A 10,811-nucleotide genomic window follows, 5' to 3' on the forward strand; every position below is an offset into this window, starting at 1 on the left:
GGTGTGTCACGCTGCTGGGCGTGAGCACCGCTGAGCACGACCGCCTCGCCGACTCCGCCGACTCGCGCGCCCCGTGGCGCCGGTGGGGGCCCTACGTCTCGGCCCGGCAGTGGGGCACGGTGCGCGAGGACTACAGCGCCGACGGGGACGCGTGGGGCTCCTTCCCGTTCGACCACAGCCACCTGCGCGCCTACCGCTGGGGCGAGGACGGACTGGCGGGGGTGTGCGACGTGGACGGCTTCCTCAACCTGGGCCTGGCGCTGTGGAACGGCCAGGACGACCGGCTCAAGGAGCGCCTCTTCGGGCTGACCAACCCGCAGGGCAACCACGGCGAGGACGTCAAGGAGTACTGGTGGGCGCTGGAGGGCACCCCGACGCACAGCTACGCCTCCTGGCTCTACCGCTACCCCCACGCGGCGTTCCCCTACGCCGAGCTGGTGCGCGTCAACGGCGAGCGCGGCGTGCACGAGGAGGAGTACGAGCTCGCCGACACCGGTCTGCTGGCCGACGACCGCTTCTTCGACGTCCGGGTCACCCACGCCAAGGCCGGGCCCGACGACCTGTGCGTCGAGGTCACCGCGACGAACCACGGCCCGCAGGCCGCGCCGCTGCACCTCGTGCCGCAGCTGTGGTTCCGCAACACCTGGTCGTGGGGCCTGGACGACCGCCGGCCGCGCTTGTGGGCCGGCGAGCAGGGCGAGGGGTATGCCGAGGTGCTGGCCGAGCACCACGCGCTCGGCCGGGTGCGGCTGGCCGCCGAGGGCGGCGCGGGGCTGGAGGGGGTGGCGCCGGCCCTCGTCTTCTGCGACAACGACACCCACCTGGCCGCGCTCTACGGCGAGGAGGCGGCCCGGGGGCGGGGCGCGGCCCACCCCAAGGACGCGGTGGGCCGCGCCGTCGTCCACGGGCAGACGGACGCGGGCAACCCGGACCGCACCGGCACCAAGGTCGGCCTGTGGTGGGCGGTCGGGGAGGTGGCGCCGGGGGCGAGCGTCAGCGTGCGGCTGCGGCTCACCGCGGAGGGGACCGGCGAGCAGACCCCTGACGGCCCCTCGCCGGCGGTCGGCTTCGAGGAGGTGCTGGCCGCCCGGGCCCGCGAGTGCGAGGAGTTCTACGCCGCGGTGCTGCCCGACGGGACGAGCGGGCAGGACGCCCTGATCGCGCGCCGGGCCTTCGCCGGGCTGCAGTGGGGCAAGCAGCTCTACCTCTACGACGTGCCGCGCTGGATCGAGGGCGACCCGGGCCAGCCGCCCCCGCCGCCGGGACGGCATACCCGGCAGACGGGGCGCAACACCCGCTGGCGGCACGTCAACCTCGCCGAGGTCATCTCGATGCCCGACGAGTGGGAGTATCCGTGGTTCGCCACCTGGGACCTGGCCTTCCACTGTGTCGCGCTCGCGCACGTCGACCCGTTCTTCGCCAAGTGGCAGCTGCTGCTCATGTGCCGCGAGTGGGTGATGAACCCGAACGGCCAGCTGGCGGCCTACGAGTGGAACTTCTCCGACGTCAACCCGCCGGTGCACCCGTGGGCGGCGTGGCAGGTCTACAGCATCGACGGCGGGCGGGACCGGGACTTCCTCGAGCGGGTCGTGCTGAAGATGCTGCTGAACTTCCCGTGGTGGGTGAACCGCAAGGACTCCGAGGGCTCGGACGTCTTCGAGGGCGGCTTCCTCGGGATGGACAACGTGGGGCTCTTCGACCGCAGCGAGACGCTGCCGGGCGGGCAGCGGCTGGAGCAGGCGGACGCGACGGCGTGGATGGGCATGTTCTGCCTCAAGATGCTCCGGATGTCGGCCGAGCTGGCGCGGGAGGACGGGGCCTGGGACGAGGTGTCGACGAAGTTCCTCGTGCACTTCCTGTCGATCGCCGAGGCGCTGGACGACTTCGGCACCCACCACACCTCGTTGTGGGACCCCGTGGACGAGTTCTTCCACGACGTCCTCGTCGACGAGGACGGCACCGCGCACCGGATGCCGGTGCGCTCGATGGTGGGGCTGCTGCCGCTCACCGGCATCTCGATCGTGCCCGACTGGGTGGCCACCGAGCTCCCGGACCTCACCGACTTCTTCCAGGGGTGGACCGAGCGGCGGCCCGAGCTCGCGGACGCGCTCATCCACACCAACCATCGGGGGTATGCCCGGCGCACCCTCTCGCTGGTGTCCCGCGACCAGTGGTCGGCGCTGCTGCGGCCGCTGCTCGACGAGAGGGAGTTCCTCTCCCCGTATGGCGTCCGGTCGCTGTCGGCGGCGCACCGCGACGGGGTCGGCGCGCACGTGGACGGCGCCGACCTCTCGCTGCGCTACGTGCCGGGGGAGTCCGACTCGGGGATGTTCGGCGGCAACTCCAACTGGCGCGGGCCGGTCTGGATGCCGGTCAACGCGCTGCTGCTGGACGCCCTGCGGATCTACGGCCGGGGTGCGGGTGCCGGGGTGGAGGTGGAGTACCCCACCGGCTCGGGGCGCACGCGGGACATGCCGCAGGTCGCGCACGAGATCGAGGAGCGGCTCGTGTCGCTGTTCCGGCCGGGGCCCGACGGCCGCCGCCCGGGGACCCCGCGGCACCACCCGCGCGGGCCGCTGTGGGACGCCCACCCGACCTTCAGCGAGTACTTCCACGGCGACGACGGCCGCGGGCTCGGCGCGTCGCACCAGACCGGGTGGACCGCCCTCGTGGCGCACTTCATCTGCGCGCCGGACGGCATACCGAACCGCTAGCGGCTCAGCGGAACCGGTCGGCCGCCTCCTGGACCGCGGCGACGTGGGCGGCCCAGTCGGTGTCCATGTCGAGGTTGAGCAGGTCGGGGCGGGCGCCGACGCGGCCGTCGAGCCCCTCGCGCAGGATGTCCAGCTGCCCGGCGTGCCGGTGCGTCTCGGTCGTGAGGTGCACGAGCACGGTGTGCAACGTCGGGTGGCGACGCTCCTGCGGCCACCACGGCACGGTCCCCGGGGCGTCCAGCTCCAGGGGGGCCACCGTCTCGTCCGACCACGCCGCCGCGCGACGGTAGTGGTCCAGGATCTGGCGCATGCTCAGGTCAGGGTCCGCCACGAGGTCGGCGTCGGGGTCGGTCGCGGGGTCGTCGAGGTCCCAGGGCTCGGGCTCGGGGAACGGGCGGCCGAAGCAGGCCCCCAGGTAGCCGCAGTCCACCCAGGCCAGGTGCGTCACGATCCCCAGCATGCTCGTGCCGGTCGGGGTGAGGGGCCGGCGGGCGTCGTGCTCGCCCAGCCCCTCGACCTTCCACACCACCGCGTCCCGGCCCGCCTGCAGGTAGCGCAGCAGGGTGTCCTTGGCCGGGTCCATCACCCGAACCTAGGGGATACCGTGGGGGTATGGCGAGGGTCACCCAGCGTCGGCGGGTACGCCGCCTCACGGCCGAGGGGGCGGTGCGGGAGCGGGCCGACGTGCTCGCCGGGGAGGAGCCGCTGGAGGTCCGCGTGGACGGCCGGTCGTTCTCGGTGACCATGCGCACCCCGGGGCACGACTTCGACCTGGCGGTGGGTTTCCTGCACGGCGAAGGGGTCGTGACCTCGTGGGACGACGTCGCGGCGATCGACTACCGGTCCGGGATCGGCGCGGACGGCCTGCGGGACTACAACATCGTCGATGTGCGGCTGGCCGAGGGGGTGGCCCCGCCCGACCCCTCCTTGGAGCGTCACGTCTACACCTCGTCCTCCTGCGGCGTCTGCGGCACCGCCTCCATCGAGTCGGTGCGCCGCAACGGGATCCACGACCCCGGCGCGGACGGCGCACGGCTGCGGCTGGCCGACCTGCTCGCCCTGCCGGACCGGCTCCGGGAGGCGCAGGCCGTCTTCGACCGCACCGGGGGGGTGCACGCCGCCGGGCTGTTCGTGCCGGCGGACGACGGGGAGGGTCTGGGGCTGGCCTGCCTGCGGGAGGACGTCGGTCGGCACAACGCCGTCGACAAGGTCGTCGGGTGGGCGCTGCGCGAGCGGGGTATGCCGCTCGCCGGCTCGGTCCTGCAGGTCTCCGGCCGGGCGTCCTTCGAGCTGGTGCAGAAGGCCGCGCTCGCCGGGGTCCCCGTGCTCTCCGCCGTCTCCGCGCCCTCGTCGCTGGCGGTGGACCTCGCCGACGAGGTGGGCCTGACCGTCATCGGCTTCAACCGCGGGCAGAGCCTCAACGTCTACACCCGCGGCGAGCGCGTCCTGGCCCCCGAGGGCTGAGCCTGCCCGCGCACCCACCTGAGCAAGAAACGGCACCCAGCGCAGGGAAGTCGGCCCGCACACCACCCTGAGCAGAGAAAGGTCGCCCAGGCAGGGGTTGCGACCCCTGCGTCGGGCACGGTTCTCTGCTCAGGCGTGGGGCGGCGGCCTGTGGACGGCGTCGGCGAGGGGCGGCGGCACCGCATACCCTGGGGCCATGCCCTCGACCGCCGCTCTCGACGACCTCGTCGCGGCCGCCGTCGGCGGGGTGGGGGGCACCGAGCGTCCCGGCCAGCTGCAGATGGCCCGCGCGGTCGAGCGGGCCGTCGAGCGCGAGGAGCACCTGCTCGTGCAGGCGGGGACCGGGACCGGGAAGTCCCTGGCCTACCTCGTGCCGGCCATCGCGCACGCGGTCCGGACCGGCAAGCCGACGGTCGTGGCGACCGCGACGCTCGCGCTGCAGGCGCAGATCGTGGACCGCGACCTGCCGCGGATCTCCGAGGCCCTCGCCCCGCTGCTCGGTCGGCGGCCGACGTTCGCGCTGGTCAAGGGCCGGTCCAACTACCTGTGCCAGCACAAGCTGGTGGGTGGCTTCCCGGACGACGACGAGGACGCCCTGCTGGGGGTCGGACAGGTCGACCGCGAGCGGTCCCGGCTGGGCGACGAGGTGACCCGGCTGCGGGAGTGGGCCGAGGTCACCGAGTCCGGCGACCGGGACGAGCTGGTCCCGGGGGTGAGCAACCGGGCCTGGAGGCAGGTGTCGGTCACCGCGCACGAGTGCCTGGGCAGCCGGTGCCCCGTCGTCGCCGACTGCTTCGTCGAGCAGTCGCGCGAGGCCGCGGCGGACGTCGACGTCATCGTCACCAACCACAGCTTCATGGCGATCGACGCCTTCGAGGGCCGGTTCATGCTGCCCGAGCACGACCTGCTCGTCATCGACGAGGCGCACGAGCTCACCGACCGGGTCACCTCGACCATCACCGACGAGCTGACCTCCTCGACCGTGTCGGTGGCGGCTCGCCGCGCGGGCCGGGGCGAGGCCGCCGAGCGGCTGGCCGAGACGACCGAGGTGCTGGAGGCCGCGCTCGCCGACCTGCCCGAGGGCAAGCTGGCCGCGCTGCCCGACCGGGTCGTCACCGCGCTGCAGCTGGTCCGGGACGCCGCCCGAGCGACCCTCAGCGAGATCAAGCCGGAGAAGGGCGCCGAGGCCGACGGCGCCACGCAGGTGGCCATGGCCGCGGTCCAGGAGGTCTTCGACACCAGCGAGCGGGTGCTCGGCGAGGCCGAGCTGGACGTCGTCTGGATCACCCAGGACCAACGCCGCGGCAGCATCCTGCGGGTGGCCCCCATGAGCGTGGCGATGATGGTGCGCGACAAGATCTTCCAGGAGCGCACGGTCGTCCTCACCTCGGCGACGCTGGAGCTCGGCGGCACCTTCGACGCGGTCGCGGGCACCATCGGGCTACGCGGGCCGGGGTCACCGGCCTGGGAGGGCCTCGACGTCGGATCGCCGTTCGACTACCCCGCGCAGGCGATCGCCTACGTCGCGGCGCACCTGCCGCCCCCGGGCCGGGACGGCGCCGGGCCGGCGGTCTTCGACGAGATGGAGCAGCTGGTCCGGGCGGCCGGCGGTCGCACCCTCGGCCTGTTCAGCTCGCGCCGGGCCGCCGAGGCGGCGGCCGAGGAGATGCGGAACCGCCTGTCCGACACCGATATCACCATCCGCTGCCAGGGGGACGACCAGCTCCCCACCCTGGTGCGCGAGTTCGCCTCCGAGCCGCAGGCCTGCCTCTTCGGGACGCTGTCGCTGTGGCAGGGCGTGGACGTGCCCGGGTCCGCCTGCCAGCTCGTCCTGGTCGACCGCATCCCCTTCCCCCGCCCCGACGACCCGCTCACCTCGGCCCGCACCGAGGCGATCGGCCGGATGGGAGGCAACGGCTTCATGGCCGTCTCCGCCACGCACGCCGCGCTGCGGCTCGCGCAGGGCGCGGGTCGGCTCATCCGCCGAGGTGACGACCGCGGTGTCGTCGCCTTCCTCGACTCCCGGATGATCAGCGCCAGGTATGCCGGGTTCCTCCAGCGCTCGCTGCCGCCGTTCTGGCCCACCACCGACACGGCGCTCGTGCTGGGTGCCCTGCGCCGGCTCGACGAGACGGCGCCCGACCCGGTGCCGGTCGCCCAGCCCGGGGCGCGGGGCCTGGGCGGGGCGCCGCTCGTGGCCACGGCCGGCGCCGTCCCGGTGGCCCGTTCGCCCCGGACCGCCGTCACCGGCGGGCACGCCTGGACCGACGAGCAGGACGAGGAGCTCCGCGACGGCGTCGAGTCGGGGGTGGGCCTGACCGAGCTGGCCGACCACCTCGGGCTGGCGCCCGACCAGGTCACCGCCCGCCTCACCCAGCTCGGTCTCGAGCTGGACGAGGCCGGGGCGGCGACCACGTCGGCCTAGCCGCGGGGTGCGGCTCAGTGCTGGTGACGCCCCCGGGCGGCCAGCAGCACACCGCCCAGCCCGAGCGCCATCACACCGGCGCCGAGGCCGATGAGCAGCGGGTCCCCGGTCCCGGGGGCCTCGCCGCCGGTCTCCGCGCCACCGACCGGGATCTCCTGCAGCTGGCCGCGCACGGCGCCGGGCAGGAACTCCGAGGTGTGCGTGTCCGCGGAGAAGCCCGCGGGGTCGGCCTCGATCTCGGCGAGCGAGAAGCCCTCGCCGGTGTCGTTGCCGTCGTCCCCCTCCAGCCCGGTGGTGAAGGGACCCTGCAGGCAGCCGGAGCTGGTCCGCACGTCGCCGTCACCGGTCGGGTTCGGGAAGGCCAGGCGCGGCGGGCCGCCCTCGCCGGCGTTCGCCTGGTGGACGTGGGTGGCGGTCTTGGCCGGGCTGTCGTACTCCCCGGTGACGCCGGTGAGCTCGATCTCGTAGCAGATGATCTCCTCGTCGGAGTTGATCATGAACGTGAACATGCCCATGGCGCCCTCCTCGCCGGGAGCCGGGTTGCCGTCGCCGTCCACGACGTTCTCCGGCGTGGCGGTCACCGAGTAGGCCGAGGTGAAGGTGTCGGGCATCTCGACCTCGGTCTCGGCGGAGGCCGGCAGGGTGCCGGCGGCCACCAGGGCCAGCGCCCCGAGGCCGCCCCCGGCGGCGGTGAGGCCGCGGCGGGCGCGGCGGGTCGTGATCGTCGTCGTGCTCATGCTGACTCCCATCGTCGTCGGCCCCGCGGTCGAGGCCGGTGTGCAGGGGTATACGTCGGCACGGGCAGGTGCGTTCAACGGCGCCCGGGTCCGTTCTGGGAGACTGGTCGAACGTCGGGCAGCCCGGCGACGTATACCCCTCTGACCACGGCAGGAGGGAGCGGACCATGACGAGCGCCGGCCTCGCCGTGCTGGAGGACGCTGCCGAAGGGGAGGCGAGACCGCTGAGCGGACCGGACTTCGACGTCGCGCGCGTCTTCGACGAGCACGGCTCCCTGCTCCTCGGCCTCGCCGTCAACGCCCTCGGCGACCGGCACGCGGCGGAGGACTGCGTCCAGGAGACGCTGGTGCGCGCCTGGCGGGCCCGTGACACCTACCGCCCCGAGCAGGGCTCGGAGCGCACCTGGGTGGTCGCCATCGCGCGCCGCGTCATCATCGACAGCCTGCGCGCCCGGGCCCGCAGGCCCCTCGACGTGCGGGCCGAGCCCCCCGAGCCGGGGCCGGAGCCCGGTGTGGACACGCAGGTGGCCGACCGGGTGACCCTGCTGGCCGGGCTGGCCCGGCTGAGTCCCGAGCACCGGGAGGTGGTCGTCGAGGTGCAGGTCCGCGGTCTGTCCTACGAGGAGCTGTCCCGGCGCACCGGCGTGGCCGTGGGGACCCTGCGGAGCCGGATGTACTACGCCCTGCGCGCGCTGCGCGCCCTGCTCACCGAGGAGGCTGACCATGACGACCCCCGTGGGTGACCGTGACGAGCTGGTGCTCGCCGCCGCAGAGGGGACGCTGGACGACGCACAACGGGCGCGGCTGGACGCCCTGCGGGCGGACGACCCGACGGTGGACGAGGAGATCGCCGAGCTGCGCGCGACGCTGGACGCGGTGCGCCGGCTGGACGGCTGGGACGAGCAGGCCATGGACCTCACGCCGTCCCCGCTGGTCCTCCGGCGCGCCCAGCAGCAGGTCGCCACCGAGGGGCGTGAGCCGCTGCGGCGCGGGGGTGCCGGCGCCGGGGCGGGCACGACCGACGGCCGTGCCGACGGCGCTGACGCCGGCCGTCACGGCGGTGCCCGGCCCGGGCGGCGGGCCCTGCTCGGGCTCGCGGCCGCCGGGCTGGTGGCGCCCGGGGCTGTCGGGCAGGACGTCGTGCGCCGCCTGCGCCCGGGCACCCCGGAGGGCGACCCGGGCACCCTCGGGGCCCTCGAGCAGGCCGCGGTTGAGGGGGTCGCCCCGGGCGCGGAGGTCGACCTCGGGATCATCGCCCACACCTGGGGCACCGAGACGGTCTGGCTCGTCGACGGCGCCCAGCCGGGCGAGGTCTACGACGTCGTGCTCGTCGACCGCTCCGGCGGGCGGACCGGCTCGGGCAGCTTCCTCGGCACCCGTGACCCGCTCGACTGCGAGATGAACGCCGCGATCCTGCGCGAGGACGTCGCCGAGGTGCTCGTGGTCGCGGCCGGCGGCCAGGTCTGGGCCCGCGCCCCGCTGCCCCCCGTCCGGGCGTGACGCGAGCCTGACTGGTGTGTCCGACCCGCGTGGCAGAGTGGCACCCATGAGTGAGCAGGAGCAGCCGGGGGAGGTCTCCGAGGCGCTGTGGCACCTCGCCGAGGAGACCGACTGGGAGCGGGCGCGGCGCTCCGGGAGCTATGACCGGTCCACCCGCGGCGCCGGGCTGGCGGAGGTCGGCTTCATCCACGCGAGCCGACCCGAGCAGCTGCCCGGGGTCGCCCGTGCTCTCTACGCCGGGGTGAGCGAGCCCCTGCTGGTGCTCGAGATCGACCCGGCGGTGCTCGCCCGGCACGAGGTGGAGGTCCGCGTCGAGCCAGGGGACCCTGCCGATCCTGGCTCCGAGCACTTTCCCCACCTCTACGGGCCGCTGCCGGTGGCCGCCGTGCGGCGCGTGCGTCCCGCCCGTGTGGAGAAGGGGTGGCTCGAGCTCGGTCCCTGGGAGCCTCCCGGCACCGAGGACGACCGGTGAGCGCCCTACCGACGCTCGCGCTGGTGTCGGGCCCGGAGGACCTGCTCGCCGAGCGCGGCGTCGACTCGGTCGTCGCCGCGGTGCGCGCGGTCGAGCCGGACGCCGAGGTGGTGCGCGTCCACCCGACCGGCTACCAGCCCGGGGAGCTGCTGGTCCACGCCAGCCCCAGCCTCTTCGGCGGGTGGACCGTCATCGTCGTCCACGACCTGGACGAGGCCGACGACGCCCTGGTCGAGGACCTCACCGGCTACCTCGCCCAGCCCGCCGACGCGGTCACCCTGGTGGTGCGGCACAAGACCGGCAACAGGGGCAAGCGGGTCCTGGACACGCTGAAGAAGGCGGACGCCCGGGTCATCGAGGCCAAGGCGGTCAAGACCGAGCGCGACAAGCACGACTTCGTCACCAAGGAGTTCCGCGGCGCCCGGCGCAAGATCGCCCCGGAGGCCGTGGCTGCGCTGGTGCTGGCCGTCGGCAAGGACCTGCGCGAGCTCGCCTCCGCGTGCGAGCAGCTCATCCGGGACGTCGAGGGCCTCGTGGAGGTCGAGGACGTCACCACCTACTACGGCGAGAAGGTCGAGACCACCGGTTTCCGGGTCGCCGAGGCCGCACTGAGCGGAGACGAGGCCACGGCCATGGCCCTGCTGCGCCACGCCATGCTCGGCGGCCTCGACCCGGTGCCCATCGTCGCCGTGCTGGCGCTGCAGCTGCGGCAGGTCGGCAAGGTCGCCTCGGCCGGGCGCGGCGGCTCGGCCCAGCTCGCCCGCGACCTCGGCATGGCCCCCTGGCAGGTGGACGCCGCGCGCCGGACCAGCCAGGGTTGGGACGGTGAGCGTCTGGGGCGCGCGATCCAGGCCGTGGCCCAGGCCGACGTCGACGTCAAGGGGGGCGTCCGGACCGAGGCGGCCGTGCGCAGCCCGGAGTATGCCGTGGAGCGGGCCGTCCTCGAGGTCTGCCGGCAGCGCAACTCCTGACCGGTGCGACTTGGGCCGGGAGGCTGCGCGCTGCTAGCCTTGGCTGTTGCGTGCGCGCTCGGTCGTGCGCGCTCGCAGGACCACCCGCACCATCCCGCGCACCGGGCATCGCCAGGCATCCCCACGCCAGTTCGCCCCGCGCGGGCGTCGCCCTCACGACATCTGACCAACGACTGACCAGGAAGTTCTCAGTGGCAAACATCAAGAGCCAGATCAAGCGCGTCAAGACCAACGCGGCCCGCACCGAGCGCAACCGCGCCCACAAGTCCGAGCTGCGCACGTTCATGCGCAAGTTCCGCGAGGCCGCCGACAGCGGTGACACCGGCAAGGCCCAGGACGCGCTGCACGCCGCGTCCCGCAAGCTGGACAAGGCGGTCACCAAGGGCGTCATCCACCAGAACCAGGCCGCCAACAAGAAGTCGGCGATGGCCAAGCGCTTCAACGCGCTCGGCGGCTGAGCACAGCCCGCCGCAGCACGGCACCGGGCGTCCACCCCCACCGGGGTGGGCGCCCGCTGCGCTACCATGG

General features: G+C 74.3%; 10 protein-coding genes. 8 read left to right on the forward strand and 2 right to left on the reverse strand.

Annotated features, from left to right (window positions below):
• Nucleotides 1-20 precede the first annotated feature (20 nt).
• Nucleotides 21-2,714, forward strand: a complete 2,694-nt coding sequence (locus tag EUS26_RS05120; RefSeq protein WP_130012113.1) for an MGH1-like glycoside hydrolase domain-containing protein — start codon at nucleotides 21-23, stop codon at nucleotides 2,712-2,714.
• Between the two features lie 4 nt (nucleotides 2,715-2,718).
• On the opposite strand, the gene EUS26_RS05125 is transcribed toward EUS26_RS05120, so the two are convergent.
• Entirely contained in the window at nucleotides 2,719-3,297 is a 579-nt protein-coding gene (locus EUS26_RS05125) for a DinB family protein (RefSeq protein WP_202865057.1), read from the reverse strand.
• A 29-nt stretch (nucleotides 3,298-3,326) separates the two neighbouring features.
• Between EUS26_RS05125 and fdhD the strand changes: the two genes are divergently transcribed.
• Together fdhD and EUS26_RS05135 are read left to right on the forward strand one after the other, a co-directional pair.
• Nucleotides 3,327-4,178, forward strand: a complete 852-nt coding sequence (gene fdhD / locus EUS26_RS05130) for a formate dehydrogenase accessory sulfurtransferase FdhD (RefSeq protein ID WP_130012115.1) — start codon at nucleotides 3,327-3,329, stop codon at nucleotides 4,176-4,178.
• A gap of 196 nt (nucleotides 4,179-4,374) precedes the next feature.
• A complete protein-coding gene (locus EUS26_RS05135) occupies nucleotides 4,375-6,603 on the forward strand; it encodes an ATP-dependent DNA helicase (protein ID WP_130012116.1) in 2,229 nt (742 codons plus the stop codon).
• 14 nt (nucleotides 6,604-6,617) lie between these two features.
• On the opposite strand, the gene EUS26_RS05140 is transcribed toward EUS26_RS05135, so the two are convergent.
• Nucleotides 6,618-7,340 carry a CHRD domain-containing protein gene (locus EUS26_RS05140; protein WP_130012117.1) on the reverse strand — a complete coding sequence of 241 codons (723 nt, stop codon included), beginning with the start codon at nucleotides 7,338-7,340 and terminating at the stop codon, nucleotides 6,618-6,620.
• Nucleotides 7,341-7,507: 167 nt separating this feature from the next.
• On the opposite strand from EUS26_RS05140, the gene EUS26_RS05145 reads away from it, so the two are divergent.
• The 5 genes from EUS26_RS05145 (at nucleotide 7,508) to rpsT (ending at nucleotide 10,741) form a co-directional block, all read left to right on the forward strand.
• Nucleotides 7,508-8,083 (forward strand): RNA polymerase sigma factor, encoded by a 576-nt coding sequence (locus EUS26_RS05145; RefSeq protein ID WP_130012118.1) that lies wholly within the window; start codon nucleotides 7,508-7,510, stop codon nucleotides 8,081-8,083.
• Entirely contained in the window at nucleotides 8,064-8,840 is a 777-nt protein-coding gene (locus EUS26_RS05150) for a hypothetical protein (RefSeq protein WP_130012119.1), read from the forward strand. The genes EUS26_RS05145 and EUS26_RS05150 overlap by 20 nt, the downstream gene beginning before the upstream one ends.
• A 46-nt stretch (nucleotides 8,841-8,886) precedes the next feature.
• The gene (locus EUS26_RS05155; protein ID WP_130012120.1) at nucleotides 8,887-9,312 is read left to right on the forward strand and encodes a DUF952 domain-containing protein; all 426 of its coding nucleotides are present in this window, start codon (nucleotides 8,887-8,889) and stop codon (nucleotides 9,310-9,312) included.
• On the forward strand, nucleotides 9,309-10,283 hold the full coding sequence (gene holA, locus EUS26_RS05160) for a DNA polymerase III subunit delta (RefSeq protein WP_130012121.1): 975 nt from the start codon (nucleotides 9,309-9,311) through the stop codon (nucleotides 10,281-10,283). Before EUS26_RS05155 ends, holA begins: the two co-directional genes overlap by 4 nt.
• Nucleotides 10,284-10,474: 191 nt before the next feature.
• Nucleotides 10,475-10,741, forward strand: a complete 267-nt coding sequence (gene rpsT, locus EUS26_RS05165; protein WP_130012122.1) for a 30S ribosomal protein S20 — start codon at nucleotides 10,475-10,477, stop codon at nucleotides 10,739-10,741.
• The last annotated feature ends 70 nt before the right edge of the window (nucleotides 10,742-10,811 follow it).

The sequence above is a fragment of the Serinicoccus sediminis genome (genome assembly GCF_004153545.1).
Classification (GTDB): Bacteria; Actinomycetota; Actinomycetes; order Actinomycetales; family Dermatophilaceae; genus Ornithinicoccus; species Ornithinicoccus sediminis_A.

Excerpts from the sequence above, each read along its gene's own strand:
- EUS26_RS05135 (WP_130012116.1), top strand. The coding sequence starts at position 4,375 with ATGCCCTCGACCGCCGCTCTCGACGACCTCGTCGCGGCCGCCGTCGGC.
- EUS26_RS05145 (WP_130012118.1), top strand. The coding sequence starts at position 7,508 with ATGACGAGCGCCGGCCTCGCCGTGCTGGAGGACGCTGCCGAAGGGGAG.
- EUS26_RS05155 (WP_130012120.1), top strand. The coding sequence starts at position 8,887 with ATGAGTGAGCAGGAGCAGCCGGGGGAGGTCTCCGAGGCGCTGTGGCAC.
- EUS26_RS05125 (WP_202865057.1), bottom strand. The coding sequence starts at position 3,297 with ATGGACCCGGCCAAGGACACCCTGCTGCGCTACCTGCAGGCGGGCCGG.
- EUS26_RS05140 (WP_130012117.1), bottom strand. The coding sequence starts at position 7,340 with ATGAGCACGACGACGATCACGACCCGCCGCGCCCGCCGCGGCCTCACC.
- EUS26_RS05150 (WP_130012119.1), top strand. The coding sequence starts at position 8,064 with ATGACGACCCCCGTGGGTGACCGTGACGAGCTGGTGCTCGCCGCCGCA.
- fdhD (WP_130012115.1), top strand. The coding sequence starts at position 3,327 with ATGGCGAGGGTCACCCAGCGTCGGCGGGTACGCCGCCTCACGGCCGAG.